The sequence below is a fragment of the Geothrix fuzhouensis genome (assembly GCF_024609325.1).
In the GTDB taxonomy this organism is placed as follows: domain Bacteria; phylum Acidobacteriota; class Holophagae; order Holophagales; family Holophagaceae; genus Geothrix; species Geothrix fuzhouensis.
In genome coordinates this window covers 689016-702526 of record NZ_JANHMQ010000002.1, presented here as the reverse complement: position 1 = coordinate 702526, position 13511 = coordinate 689016, and the positions used below count along the sequence as shown (strand labels likewise).

The 13511-nt window shown below is 65.9% G+C and carries 11 protein-coding genes and 1 tRNA gene; 6 read left to right on the top strand and 6 right to left on the bottom strand.

All coding sequences use genetic code 11. From position 1 onward, the window contains the following. Positions 1–13 precede the first annotated feature (13 nt). Positions 14–445, bottom strand: a complete 432-nt coding sequence (locus NOV74_RS10460) for a deoxycytidylate deaminase (protein WP_257311983.1) — start codon at positions 443–445, stop codon at positions 14–16. A 167-nt stretch (positions 446–612) separates the two neighbouring features. Here NOV74_RS10460 and NOV74_RS10455 point away from each other — a divergent pair, with 167 nt between their 5' ends. Then, complete coding sequence (locus NOV74_RS10455) at positions 613–1707, top strand: hypothetical protein (protein ID WP_257311979.1); 1095 nt, start codon at positions 613–615, stop codon at positions 1705–1707. A gap of 97 nt (positions 1708–1804) precedes the next feature. Here NOV74_RS10455 and NOV74_RS10450 read toward each other — a convergent pair. Then, positions 1805–1881, bottom strand: a tRNA-Arg gene (locus NOV74_RS10450). Between the two features lie 337 nt (positions 1882–2218). Between NOV74_RS10450 and NOV74_RS10445 the strand changes: the two genes are divergently transcribed. Continuing rightward, positions 2219–2950: a TatD family hydrolase gene (locus NOV74_RS10445; RefSeq protein ID WP_257311976.1), complete on the top strand. Its 732-nt coding sequence runs from the start codon at positions 2219–2221 to the stop codon at positions 2948–2950. After that, on the top strand, positions 2928–3665 hold the full coding sequence (locus NOV74_RS10440) for a tRNA threonylcarbamoyladenosine dehydratase (RefSeq protein WP_257311972.1): 738 nt from the start codon (positions 2928–2930) through the stop codon (positions 3663–3665). Before NOV74_RS10445 ends, NOV74_RS10440 begins: the two co-directional genes overlap by 23 nt. On the opposite strand, the gene NOV74_RS10435 is transcribed toward NOV74_RS10440, so the two are convergent. The 3 genes from NOV74_RS10435 to NOV74_RS10425 all read right to left on the bottom strand — a co-directional run bounded on the left by NOV74_RS10435 (position 3662) and on the right by NOV74_RS10425 (position 7676). Next, entirely contained in the window at positions 3662–5272 is a 1611-nt protein-coding gene (locus NOV74_RS10435) for a hybrid sensor histidine kinase/response regulator (protein ID WP_257311970.1), read from the bottom strand. The genes NOV74_RS10440 and NOV74_RS10435 overlap by 4 nt on opposite strands. A 146-nt stretch (positions 5273–5418) precedes the next feature. Further along, positions 5419–7044, bottom strand: a complete 1626-nt coding sequence (locus NOV74_RS10430) for an ATP-binding cassette domain-containing protein (RefSeq protein ID WP_257311967.1) — start codon at positions 7042–7044, stop codon at positions 5419–5421. Positions 7045–7208: 164 nt separating this feature from the next. Continuing rightward, a complete protein-coding gene (locus tag NOV74_RS10425) occupies positions 7209–7676 on the bottom strand; it encodes a single-stranded DNA-binding protein (protein ID WP_257311965.1) in 468 nt (155 codons plus the stop codon). Between the two features lie 124 nt (positions 7677–7800). Between NOV74_RS10425 and NOV74_RS10420 the strand changes: the two genes are divergently transcribed. The 3 genes from NOV74_RS10420 (at position 7801) to NOV74_RS10410 (ending at position 10710) form a co-directional block, all read left to right on the top strand. After that, positions 7801–8532, top strand: coding sequence for a gamma-glutamyl-gamma-aminobutyrate hydrolase family protein (locus NOV74_RS10420; protein ID WP_257311963.1), 732 nt, complete (start codon positions 7801–7803; stop codon positions 8530–8532). A 413-nt stretch (positions 8533–8945) separates the two neighbouring features. After that, the gene (locus NOV74_RS10415; RefSeq protein ID WP_257311960.1) at positions 8946–9791 is read left to right on the top strand and encodes a GGDEF domain-containing protein; all 846 of its coding nucleotides are present in this window, start codon (positions 8946–8948) and stop codon (positions 9789–9791) included. 130 nt (positions 9792–9921) lie between these two features. After that, on the top strand, positions 9922–10710 hold the full coding sequence (locus NOV74_RS10410) for an enoyl-CoA hydratase/isomerase family protein (protein WP_257311957.1): 789 nt from the start codon (positions 9922–9924) through the stop codon (positions 10708–10710). 5 nt (positions 10711–10715) lie between these two features. Here the strand turns inward: NOV74_RS10410 and NOV74_RS10405 are convergent, their stop codons facing one another. Further along, positions 10716–13460 carry a protein kinase domain-containing protein gene (locus tag NOV74_RS10405; RefSeq protein ID WP_257311955.1) on the bottom strand — a complete coding sequence of 915 codons (2745 nt, stop codon included), beginning with the start codon at positions 13458–13460 and terminating at the stop codon, positions 10716–10718. Positions 13461–13511: the final 51 nt, after the last annotated feature.

Here is a 13511-nt window from a genome sequence, read left to right as displayed (position 1 = left end):
CCTGCCCTGGAGTTCAAGGCTGGCCGTGCTGCTCCCACTTCACGCCGAAGTGGTCGAGGATGTGCTGGCGCTCCAGCCGCTCCTGCTCCGCGATGCTCGTGTAGGGGTGACGGAACACCACCCGGCGGATGCCCCGGCGCACCAGGGCCCGGCAGCAGATGAGGCAGGGCTCGTGCGTGACGAAAGCCGTGGCCACGGGGCCATCGCAGAAGCCCAGCGCGTTCTCCTCCGCGTGGCTCGTATGCAGGCAGCGCTGACCGGGCTTGCAGGTCTCCGGCGTGCAGTGGGGCATGCCCGGCAGCGCCCCGTTGAAGCCCGCCGCCGCGATGCCGCCATCGCCCCGCAGCAGGACTGCGCCCACCTGGAGGCGGCAGCAGGTCCCAAGGCGGCTGAGTTCCAGCGCCATGTTCATGAAGACTTCGTCCTTCAGCTGGGATCGCGTCACGGGCCCCTCGGGAAACCTTCATCATCGCAAGAAGTTCGGGGTCATGGACGGGCCAGGGAGGAATCAATGGACATCGACATCCTTGGAATAAATCGTGCGCTTCGTCACAGCCAAAGGGATTCAACTGCAGTCTTGCATGGGCATAATAAAATATAGGCAGGTAATATATGAGACTCCGCCTTCTGACCTTCCTTCTTGCCGCCTTGGCCCTCTGTGGTCTGAGCCCTCTGCGCGCCCAGGCCCCAGCCCAGGGATGGGACCCCACGCGCATCGCCGGGGGATGGGCCTATCAGGAAGTGGATGGGTCCCTGGTGTTCTTTGATCCGGCCACCCGATCGCTGCGGGCCTGGATGAAGGGCAGCGGTCTCCTGTCCACCTTGCCGATCACCCTTCCCGAGGTCCGCAAGCCCGCACCGATCGCAAAGACCGCCCCGGCCGCCAAGGCGGGGCCCATCGCGACCGACTATGACGCCGCGGGCGCGCTGCTGTACGGCATTCCGCATCGCCAGCGGCCCTCGACCACAGCGCCCAAACCCGTGCCCCAGCAGGCTCCCGTGGCTCCTGCCTGCGAGGCAGTCCCCGAGCGCTGGGTGATGGATTCCTACAGCCGGACCTGGATGGTCTGTGACGGGCGCCTGGTCATCCTCAACAAGGATGGACAGATCGAGAGCGCCTCGGCGCTCCCCGCCCCGGTCGAGGACATCGCCGTGGGCCGCGAAGGCATCCTCATCCTCTACCGCACCCTGAAACCCTGCTTGGAGAAGCGCGACCTCAGGACCGGCGGGGTGCTCTGGACTTACGGCGATCGCTCTCAACTGAAGGACGCCGCGGCCCAGCCCCTGCTGGTGCCCCTCAACCGCATGGCCCTGGGCGTGGACGGCACGGTCTACCTGGCGGAGGGCGCCAGCCTGGCCTTCACCGTCCTGGATCCCATCAAGGGCCCCAAGGAGCCCGGCCAGACCTTCTTCACCTGCCACGAAGCCCTGCCCGGCCGCGCCGTGCTGGGATCTGTGGGCCGCGGGCCTCTGCTCTCCTGGGCGGGCAAGGACGTGATCTTCGGTGTCTTCGCCCCCAGCCAGGTCAAGTCCTGCGGCGCGCCCGAATCCAAGGGCCTGATGCTCGCCCGGTTCGACCTGCGCAACGGCGCCCTGGAGTGGATCCCCACCACCCTCGCCGATGGCCACCGGCTGGTGGGCCTCCTCGATCACGAAGCCGTCTTCCTCGCTCCCGGCGCCGGGCTGGCCTACGCGCCCATCCACTGATCGCTTCAGATCCCTCCCATCGTTTCCGCATCCGAACAGAAGCTCCCAAGGAGCTTCTGTTCGGACGTGGGAAGAAGGGGAAAGGAAGCAACTCAAATGGTGGCCCCGATGCGATTTGAACGCACGACCTGCTCCTTAGGAGGGAGCTGCTCTATCCAGCTGAGCTACGGGACCCACGGCACTTACGTAGCTTCCAGATTACCAGTTGTGCCCATGTTGTGCCCTACGGGACCCCGATCCACCCGTTTCTCACAGCCTGGGCCCGGTCTCTGTCCCTCGGGCATGGCCCGGATCATCCGCGCCAAGAGGAGGCGATTCACGTTCAACCTCCTGGTTGGCGCCACGAATGGTTGAATTCAGCGAATATGTTCAGGATGTTACCTGTTTTTGCCCATCGTTAATCAATCCGCAGGCCGATGTACTGGCATATCATTTCATGTCATGTTCGATCCCCTCGCCTATCATGGAAGGGAGGATCCCAGATCGCCCACCCCATCCGACGAGCGAGCCCATGCCCCCCCTTTTTGATGCCCACAGCCACCTGCCCAGAGTCGGTGCCCTGGAAGGGCCGGTCCTGCGCAGGGACCATCGCCGGGTGGTCTGTGGCACCTGTGAAGCAGACTGGCCGGCGGTCCTGGCCCATGCGGCTTCCCATGGCCAGGTGCTCCCCATGCTCGGCCTGCACCCCTGGTTCGTGGAAGATGCCGCCCCGGGGTGGGCGGCACGGCTCGAAGGCCTGCTGCGCTCCACTCCCGCAGGCCTGGGAGAGTGCGGGCTCGACTTTGCCCGGAAGGAAGCGGACCGGGACGCCCAGGAATCGGCGCTGCGCGTCCAGCTGCAGCTGGCTCGTGTCCTGCGGCGACCGGTTGCTCTGCATGTCGTCAAGGCCTGGGGGGCCCTTCTGGACGTTCTCCGTGAAGAGGGTGTGCCTGCCAGCGGCGCCATGGTCCACGCCTATTCCGGAAGCCTGGAGATCGCCCGGGAACTCCAGGCCATGGGCGTCTTCCTGTCGTTCTCCGGCGACATCCAGAAACCGGATCGCCTGAGCTTGCGGGAAACCTTGCGGGCCGTATCCTCCGACCACCTTCTCCTGGAGACGGATGGCGCTTCGGAACTGGAGCACGTCTTCGAGACGGCCGCGAGAATCCGTGGCATCCCCGTGGCGGAACTGGAACTCCTGACCTGGGACAATGGCAGCCGTTGTTTCAGGGAGTTATGGCATGAGGTGGTATTCCCGCAGTGAGCTGCTGCTTGGCGAAGCGGCACTGGAACGGTTGCGCGCCTCCCGCGTCACCATTTTCGGCCTGGGCGGCGTGGGCTCGTTCGCGGTAGAGGCCCTGGCCCGCGCCGGCGTGGGCCACCTGCGCCTGGTGGACCACGATGTCATCGGCCCCAGCAACCTCAATCGGCAGCTCTACGCCCTGCGCTCCACCATCGGCCTGCCCAAGGCCGAGGTGGCCGCCGCTCGCGTGCGGGACATCAACCCCGACTGCGACGTGGAGCCCCGCGTCACCTTCATCCACACCGACACCCTGCCGGACCTGCTGACACCAAGGCCCGACGTGATGATCGACGCCATCGACTCCATGACCTGCAAGGTGGCCCTCATGCAAACCGCCCATGAGCAGGGCCTGCCGATCATCTCGGCCATGGGCGCGGGAGGACGCACGGACAGCAGTCGGCTTTTCGTGGGTGACCTCAGTGAAACCCGCCTCTGCCCTCTCGCCGCCCGCGTCCGGAAGGAGCTGCGCAAGGTGGGCATCACGAAGGGCATCCGCTGCGTCTATTCGCTGGAGCCCGCCGACAACAAGCGCCCAGCGAACCCCATCGACATCGAACCCCACCGTGGTCCCGGACGCCAGCGCCGCCCCGTGGGCACCATCTCCTACATGCCCGCCATCGTGGGGCTGAAGGTGGCCGAAGAGGTGTTGCGGCTGCTGCTGCAACCCTCGGCCTAGTCCCCTTCCACGGCCTGCCGCAGCACCGCCAGGAACTGCCCGCTCTGGTAGGGCTTTGCGAGGAACCCGGCCAGGCCGCGGCCCAGGAAATCCGCCAGCACGTCCTGTTCGCTGTAGCCGCTGGTGAGCACCACCGGGACGCCCGGATCCACCGCGTGCATCCGGAGGAAGGCCTGCCGCCCGTCCAGATGGGGCATGGTCAGGTCCATCAGCACCGCGGTGATCTCCCGATGACGCAACTCGAACAGGCCGACGGCTTCCTGGCCATCCGCGGCCTCCAGGACCTGGAAGCCCAGGTTCTCGGCCAGATCCCGGGCCACACCACGGGCTCCGGGCTCGTCATCGACCAGCAGGAGGATGCCCCGACCCTGCCAACCCACATCCCTCGCCGGGAGCAGGGGCGTCTCGGCCGCGGGGACCAGGGCCGGAAGGAACAGCTTGAAGACTGAACCTCGGCCCGGCTCGCTGTAGACCTTGAGGCTGCCGTGATGGCTCCGCAGGATGCCCAGCATGGCGGAGAGGCCCAGCCCCCGCCCCGTGAACTTGGTGGTGAAGAAGGGATCGAAGATCCGGTCCCGCACCTCTGGCGCCATGCCGCAGCCAGTGTCGCTCACCTCCAGGGTCACGTAGCTCCCGGCGGTGAGTGGCAGGGCGGGCAGCAGGCCGCCGTTGTAGGCCTCGTCCACCGCCTGGAGGCCGGTCCGGATGGTGATGAGGCCACTGATCTCGTCCCCGATGGCCTCGGACGCGTTGGTGACCAGGTTCATGACGAGCTGCTGCATTTGCGACGGATCCGCGGAGATGTGCGGCAGCCCGGGAGCAAGGTCATACCGCACCATCGCCTTCTTGGAGATGGACACCGTGAGGAGCTGAGTCATTTCCAGCACCAGGCGGTTCAGATCCACATCAATGACCTGCAATTGGCCCTTCCCCGCATAGGCCAGCAGCTGCCGGGTCAAGTCCGCGGCCCGCAGCGTGGCCTGCTCGATCTGGTGCAGATAAGGCAGGGCCGGGCTCTCCGGCGGCAGCTTCATCGCCCCCAGATTCGCGTTGCCAAGGATGGTGGTGAGCAGGTTGTTGAAGTCGTGGGCGATGCCGCCGGACAGGACGCCGAGGCTCTCCAGTTTCTGGGTCTGGCGCAGGGCCTCCTCCGCCTCTTTCCGCTGGGTGATGTCCGCCCGGATGGCCACGAACTGCACCGGCACGCCGCCCTCGCCCAGGAACGGGACGATGGTGGTGTCCACCCAGTAGGGACTCCCGTCCTTCGCTCGGTTCTTGATCTCACCCTTCCAGACCTTCCCAGCCTGGATCGTCTTCCACAACTGCGCCATGAACGCCTTGGGATGATGTCCCGAATTGATGATCCGGTGATCCTGGCCCAGCAGCTCTTCGCGGGAGTACTTGGAGATGGCACAGAATTTTTCGTTCACGTAGGTGATCCGGCCCCGGGCGTCGGTCACCGCCACGATGGCGTGCTCATCCAGGGCCCGCTTAAAGTTCTCCAGTTCCCGCAGGAGCCGGGTGACGCGCGAAGCCGACTTGCCCGACCCGCCGGGATCCGTGGGTTCATCGGAAGAGGTGTTCCTGGTTCCCTGCCGAAACGTCACGAAGGGTCCTCTTCAACAGGTCAGAGGTCAAAATAGACCTGGACTCAGTATAAACCACTCAATCACTAGGCAAGATAGGCCCAAAGCACTAGCGAGGTAGGCCTTCGGCCGGAACTGGAAGGGTTCCTCGCAGAAGGCTTGGCGGTTCAGCGCCCCAGCGGCGCGCCGTACTCCGCGTAGGTGCCCTGGAAATCCTCGATGCCGTCGTCGGTGAGGTGCCAGATGCGGGTGGCCACCTCGTCGATGATGTCTTCATCGTGGGTCACCAGGAGGATGGTCCCTTCATACCGCTGCAGGGCATCGTTCAGGGCGATGACGGCTTCCAGATCCAGATGGTTGGTGGGTTCGTCCAGCACCAGGATGTTGGGCTTCTGCAGCATCAGCTTGCAGAAGAGCAGGCGGCAGGATTCGCCGCCGCTGAGCACGTCCGTCATCTTGTTGCCTTCCTCGCCCCGGAAGAGCATCTGGCCCATGACGCCGCGGATCTGCTCCTTGGTGGCGTCGGGGTCGAACTGGTGCAGCCAGGTCACCAGCTCGTAGCCCTTGGGGATGCTTTCGGCGAAATCCTGGGAGAAGTAGCCCACGTTGGCCTCGTGGCCCCACTTCACCTCGCCCCCATCCAGCTTCAGCCCCAGCTCGGTGACCTGGGGAGCGTTGGCCAGCAGCGCGTTCAGCAGCGTGGTCTTGCCGATGCCGTTGCGGCCCAGGAGGGCCACCTTCTCGCCCCGCTGCACCATGGCCGAGAAGCCCTTGATGACCTCGAGGCGGCCCCCCTTCCCGGCTTTATCCGTGTCGTAGCCCTTTCTGACGCCCTCGAATTCCAGCGCGTAGCGGCCTCCGGGCTTCGCCTGGCTGAACTTGATGAAAGGGCGCTGGATGTTGCTGCGGGCCAGGTCGCTGGGCTGGAGTCGCTCCACTTCCTTGCGGCGGCTGTTCACCTGGCTGCTGCGGGTGCCCGCCGCGAAGCGCTGGATGAACTCGTTCAGCTGGGCGATCTTCTTTTCGCGCTGGGCGTTGTCCGACTCGATGCGGGACCGCACCTGGATCTTGGCCATGACCATGTCGTCGTAGCCGCCGGTGTACTGGATGATCGTCTGGTAGTCGATGTCGGCGATGTGCGTGCAGACGTTGTTCAGGAAGTGGCGGTCGTGGGAAATCACCACCACCGTGCCCTTGTAGCGGATGAGGAATTCCTCCAACCAGTGGATGGAATCCAGATCCAGGTGGTTGGTGGGCTCGTCCAGCAGCAAGGCCTGGGGATTCCCGAAGAGGGCCTGGGACAGCAGCACGCGGACCTTCTGCCCGCCCTGCAGCTCGCCCATCTTGCGCCCATGCAGGGACTCCGGGATGCCGAGGCCGTCCAGCAAGACCGCCGCATCGGCTTCGGCCGTGTAGCCATCCTCGTCGGCCACCACGCCCTCGAGCTCGGCCACGCGCATGCCGTCCTCATCCGTCATCTCCGCCTTCTCGTAGATGGCGTCCCGCTCCTGCAGAGCCTTCCAGAGGCCCGCGTTGCCCATGATCACCGTGTCGATGACCCGGAACTGATCGAAGGCGAACTGATCCTGGCGGAGGATGCCCATCTTGCGGGGACGGATCACGTTCCCCATCTGCTGTTCCAATTCGCCCGCGAGGATCTTCATGAACGTGGACTTCCCCGACCCGTTCGGCCCCGTCAGGCCGTAGCGGCGGCCAGGGTTGAAGGTCGTGGTGACGTCCTCAAAGAGGATCTTCGCGCCATAGCGCATGGTGACGTTCTGCACTGCAAGCATGGAAACTCCCGAACCCACCATTGTACGGGAAGAATCCGGTTTCTCCGAGCATCTAGCTCCAACCGGCGGCATCGTCGCCGGAAGATCTTTCCCTATCTACCAAACGGCGCCCGCATGGGCGCCGTTTGGTAACTGTGCCGAACCCCTCGGCGGGGCACCACCCCTCAGAACGGAATGTCGTCATCCGGGAAGCTGCCGCCTGCGGGGCTGGGGGCGCCGTGATCCTCGAAGTCCTGGGAGCCGCCACCGGTCGCCTTGCCGCCGTAGCCGCCGGAATCACGGCTGCCGCCGCCGTCCTCCATGCGGCCCAGCATGACGAAGTTGTCGCAGCGGATGTCGCAGGCGGTCTTCTTCACGCCGTCCTGGCCGGTGTACTCGCGGTACTGGATGCGGCCTTCCACCATCACCTGCTTGCCCTTGCGCAGGTACTTCTCGGCGATCTCGGCCTGCTTGCCCCACACGACGATGTTGTGCCACTCGGTCTTGCTCTGCTTCTCGCCAGCCTGGTTCTTCCAGGTCTCCGTGGTGGCCACGGAGAAGCGGGCGACGCTCTGGCCCGAGGGCGTGGACTTCAGCTCGGGGTCGCGCCCGAGGTTGCCGATGAGCAGAACTTTGTTCAATGAACCGGACATGATGTCCTCCTTTGTACCGGCGGAGCTCTCCGCCTCACCGTCGACTCAGACCATCTGAGGGGGTGGTAGGGTGAGAGGATTTCCCCGGGGAAGGACCATGTCAAGCGGCAACTCAAATCTTCTGGTGAGCTGTAAAAACAAGTCTGGCGCCGAGAAGCATTACCTTCCCGCGTTGAAGGCGGCTGGCTGGACGGGGCCCATCCAATTGGTGGCCCCCGGCGACCCCGTTCCGGACCTGGCCGGGATCGCCGGCCTCTTGCTGACAGGTGGCGACGACATCCATCCGCGGCACTGGGACGAGGCCGAGGCCGTCCACCCCAAGGCCGAAGTGGACACCGACCGCGACACCTTCGAGATCCCGCTCATCCAGGCGGCCTGGACGCGGAACCTGCCCATCCTAGGCATCTGCCGCGGCGAACAGATCCTCAACGTGGCCCTGGGCGGCAGCATGAGCCAGGATGTGCCGGACTACTACGGCTGCGAGCCATCCCGCCACCAGCACGGCACCCCGGACGTCCCCGACATGCGGCATCGCGTGCAGCTGGCCCCGGGCTCCCGCCTGCGGGCGCTGCTGGGCGAGGATGTCTTCCTCGTGAACAGCCGCCACCATCAGGCCGTGAAGCGCGTGGCCCCGCCTCTCGTGGCCGTGGGCTGGCATCTGGACACGACCCACCCGGTCAGCGGTCCCATCATCGAAGCCGTGGAAGCCATCGACGCCACGCGCTGGGTCTTCGGCGTCCAGTGGCATCCCGAGAACCTCGTGACCCTCAAAGGCCCCGCCGGAGACGCCGCGCGGGACCTGTTCGCGGCGTTTGTGAAAGTCCTCTGCTCTGGCGACCGTACTCCTTCGAATTGACCTCCAGGCGGATCAATTTGATCGGTCATTGCCGCTCCGGTTCAGCACAGCAAGACCATAAACATTAATTATGTTGTGTTTAATTATGGGACTACGGTTTGCATGGATAGGTCTGTCCGAGGGAGGCAGATCAGGAAGGCACAAGGGCTTCACCTTCATCCCGTCCTTCTTCTGAACTCTCATCAGCGCCCTGATGGGCGCGTAACCAGCGTATAGGGAGGTCCTGTTCTTGCGTCCGAGCCCCCAGGAAATGCATTCCGCCGAGGATGGTCCCGCGAGCGATGGGATGGTCCGCGTCCCAGATAGGGACAAGGGAACGACGAAGGTGCCCGTCCGGATCAAACCCGGCTCCCCCATCCAAAGTCGCAGCGGATTCGATGGCCTAGACCGTCTGGAACCAGTCGAGGAACCCCATGGCTACTGATCCGATGACGCCGACACCCGCAAACACCAGACTTGCCAAGTCCCTGGACCAAGCGCTCGGACAGAACGAACACATCGAGGGATTGATGGCAGCCAGTGCCGAGGACCTGGCCTCGGTCAACCTGACTCTCAAGCAGGAACTCGCCGACGGCAACAGTGGCCCTGGGATGGAGGCTGCCCTCGAGAAAAGCGAGGCCGTCGAGGAAAAAGTGCTGGAAGCCTCCGAGAAATTGTCGGACGTGAACCAGGCCCTGAAGGATGAAGTCAAGGAGCGGAGCGAACTGGAAGATGAGTTGGCGGCTGTCAAAGAACAGGGGGAAGCGGATCGCCATGCCTCCCTCCACGACCTGCTGACGGGCCTCCCCAACCGCAGCTTGTTCAACGATCGCCTGGAACATGGCTTGGCCCAGGCCTACCGACATGGCTGGACCCTGGCCGTGATGTTCGTGGACTTGGACGACTTCAAGACCATCAACGACTCGTATGGACACGATGCCGGCGATGCCGTGTTGCGGACCATCGCGGACCGCCTGCGGGAAAGCACCCGCGATGACGACACCGTCAGCCGCCATGGCGGCGATGAATTCCTGTACCTGCTGATGGAGGTCAAGGACGAACGGGATGTCACCGTCATCGCAGGCAAGCTGATCGAGGCGATCCAGGCGCCCTGCCACCTGGTGGTGGGCGGCCAGAGCATCAGCCTAAGCATTCATGCCAGCATCGGGATCTCGCTGTTCCCGAACCACGGCGCCACTGTGGAAGCCTTGATCAACCAGGCCGACAGCGCCATGTATGAAGCGAAACGGAACAGGTCGGGGGATTCCTTCGCGAGATAGGCAATGCGAAGCCTGGGATGCCCGGATTCCGGAGGCCCCCCGGAGGAGGCCAGCCCCTGAAGGCCCCGTAGAGCTGGCCGCCGACTTTGGGCACTATGAATGACCCCCCATGTGGTCACCCGGAGTGTTCATGCCCACCCCCATCCTCTTCGACGTGCACGACCGGATCGCGACCTTGACCCTGAATCGGCCTGACAAGCTCAACGCGCTGATTCCCGAGATGAAGGAGGGCTTCGAGGAGGCCCTGGCGAAGGCGGCGGCGCCCGGCGTGAAGGCGCTGTTTCTGCGTGGGGCGGGCCGGGCCTTTTGCGCGGGGGGCGACCTCGGTTGGATCTCGAAGGCCCTGGCTGAAGGCCGCTGGACGGAACTGGAAGCGCTGCTGGACCTGGGCGCCGCCGTGGCCCACGGCCTCGCCACCCTGCCCAAACCCGTGGTGGCCGTGGTGCAGGGACCGGCTGCGGGAGCCGGCATGAGCCTGGCCCTCTGCGCGGACTTGCGCCTCGCCACACCCGAGGCCGCCTTCGGCATGGCCTTCGTCAAGATCGGCCTGCATCCGGACTGGGGCGGCAGCGTCATGCTCTCGCGCCTAGTGAACTCGGCCATCGCGGCGGAACTGATGCTGATTGGCGAGACCCTCGACGCCGATCGGGCCCAGACCTTGGGCCTGGTCAACCGCGTGGAACCTGCGGCGCGGCTGGAAGCCGCAGTGGATACCCTGGCGCAGCGCCTCGCGGCCGGGCCTACTGAGACCTTCGCCCGCATCAAGGCCACACTGCTGCGCAACCAGGGTCTGGATTCGGAGAGCCTCCGCGCCCGCCTGATGGCCGAAGGCGCGCAGATGAAGGCCGCCATGCACCATCCCGACGCCCTGGAGGGGCTGGCCGCTTTCCTGGGCAAGCGGGCGCCTAAGTTCGCCTGACGGGCCTAACGGCCTTCTGCCAGGAGGGCGGCCCGCAGGGTCTCGAGTTCCGCTCGGATCTCCGGGGCCTGGCGGCGGGAGTCCTCTGAGGCACGGGCCAGTTCCGCCAGGGCCACGTCGCGTTGCCCCGTCCGGGAAGCGAGCCAGGCCTTCGCCCGATGCACGTAGGGCGAGTCCGCCTCTCTGGCGGGAATCGCCAGAAGCCGTGCCTCGGCCTGCTTCACGTCGGGCCTGGGCTTGCGGAGCAGGCACTCGGCGCCAGCGGCCTGGGCGTTCCACCGGACCTCGGGGGTCACGCCCTCGGAGAGTTGATCGAAGACTTTCCGGTAGCCGGCCAAGGCCTGGGAGTACCGCTGCTGAAGCCGATCCAGCTCAGCCACGTAAAACCGGCACTCGGCTTCGATGGTCCGCAGCCCCGAAGCCTCCGCCAGATCCAGGGCGCGCCCATGGAACCTGGCGGACTCGGCCACGTCCCCTTTCATCAAGGCCAGGATGCCGAGGTTCCTCAGACAGGTGATCCGCCCGACCCGGTCGCCCACGGATTCGCGAATGGTCAGGGCCGCGGTCAGCCGGCTCTCGGCGGCCGGCAGATCCCGGGTCATGAGCGCCACTACGCCCAGGTTGTTCTGGGCCAGGGCTTCACCCCAGCGGTTCCCGAGGGCCTGCTGCAGGCTCAGATTGTTCCGGTAGAGGGCCTCGGCCGTACCCAGATCCCCGCGCTTCAGTGCGAGGTTCGCCAGGTTGTTCTGGGCCAGAGACAGGTACACCTGATCTCCGGTCTGCTGGCTGAGCTTGAGCGAGCGCTCATAGAACTCGCCGGCTTCTTTGTCTTTCCCCCGCTCGGCGGCGATCAGGCCCAGGTGGTTGTACGCGATGGTCTCCCCATCCCGATCGCCCACCGCCTGGGCAAGCGTCAGGGTGGCCTCCCGGAGCTTCTGGGATTCGTCGAGGTGCCCCAGATCTTTGGCCAGGTAGGCCTTCAGAGCCAGGGCGCGTCCCTCCGCCCAGCGGTCCCCGGTGGCCTTGGCGGACATGAGCGCCCAGTTGGCCACAGCGGGCGCCTGATCCCGACCGAGGCGGCGGAGGCAGGCGGCATAGGCCGACACGGCGCTGGAGAAGGCCGGTGCCAGCATGGCTGCCTCCTGCAGGCGAGGCTCGCTGCCCTTGAAATCGCCCTTCAGGAACAAGGCCTTCCCCTCGGCGTAGGCCGCGAAGACCCCAGGCGGGACAGGCAGGTTCTGGGCCGCGTTCGACCGGAGCGGGTCCACTTTGTGGAGCAGGTCCTTGGCCGCCGGATCCACCAGTTCGTAGGGGGCGAACGATCCCTGGCGGGGGGCCCGCACGACCCCGGAAAAACGGGCCTGCCCGGCCCCGTCCACCAGCTCATAGGTCAGCATGTTCGCCTGTCCGGCAGGATCCCGGCTCAGGGCGCCCCGGAGGAACAGCTGCGCGCCCAGGGCCGTCGCGATCCTGGGCTGGCTGGCCGGCTTCATGGCATCGGCCGGGGAGATCCGCAGGTTGGAGATCACCCGGTTGACGGACTCGGGCTCCACCACGGTCATGTTGGGCGAGCCCTGCAGGGCCGTCGCGAGCAGCTCCGTCAGGCCCACCCCGACTTGGGCATCGAGGACCGGGTCCCCCGTGTCGTTGCGGATCGGCATGACCGCCATCCGGGGGGGAGTCTCCTTGACCAGATCCGCGATGATGCTGCGCCCGAACAGGTAGTAGCCACCTCCAAACACCGCGCCGAGGGCGACCAGGGCCACCGCGACCCACCACACCGCCGGCTTCCCCGCTAAGTGATGGTCAATGGCTTCGGCCACCTGACGACTTGTCGGCCGTTTGTCTGGATGCCGGTGGAGCATCGCCCGCAGCAGGGCGCCCAGGTGGCGGGGTAGCCCACGGCCCCGCAGCGGCTTGAGCTGTCCCTGGACGGTGGCGGTCATCCTCGCCCGCTCCTTGCCGGGGAACGGGTAGTCCCCCAGCAGCAGTTCCCAAGCCACCACGCCGAGGGAGAACACGTCGCTCGGCGGGCCGACACGCTTCCCGCACATCTGCTCGGGAGAGGCGTACGTGGGGCTGCCCATGAAGACGCCCGCCTCCGTCACCTCCCCCCAACTGGAGGAGGCTGGCGAGGGAGACGCCGAACCGACACTGGTTCTCTCCTCAGGGCCAGGCGTCGCCGGGACCACCACGGTAGGCTCGCCACCGGGTGGTTCGGGCAGCCTCAGAAGATGGGGGGCGTCCCCGGTCGGGTCATCCCCAGGGGCCGAAGCCGAATCAACCAGTCTGGCCAGGCCGAAGTCCAGGACTTTGATCTGCCCGCCTGCATCGACCATCACATTGCTGGGCTTCAGGTCCCGGTGGACGATCCCCTTGGCGTGGGCCGCCTCCAAGGCGTGGGCAATGGATCGGAGCACCTGCAGCTTCCGCCGGAGATCCAGCCGTTCCGCCACCTTGGACAGGATCTCCCCTTCGATGAACTCCATGGCGATGTAGGCACTTCCCCGAGCCTCCACCCAGTCATGCACTTGGCAGACATTCCGATGGTTGAGCTGGGCCAGCACTTTGGCCTCGCGGCGGAACCGGGTCTTGGCCGACGCCTTCCCATCCTCGCCCAGATGGATCGCCTTGAGCGCGACCCGCCGCTCCAGCACGGGATCCCAGGCCAGGTAGACCGCCCCCATGCCTCCTTGGCCGAGAAGAGCCTGCACCTGGAAACGGCCGATCTGGGCTCCGGCAGCCAGCACGGTAACCCCGGAAGGCCCTGGAGATCCCGGATCCGGGGACGCTGGCGCGGC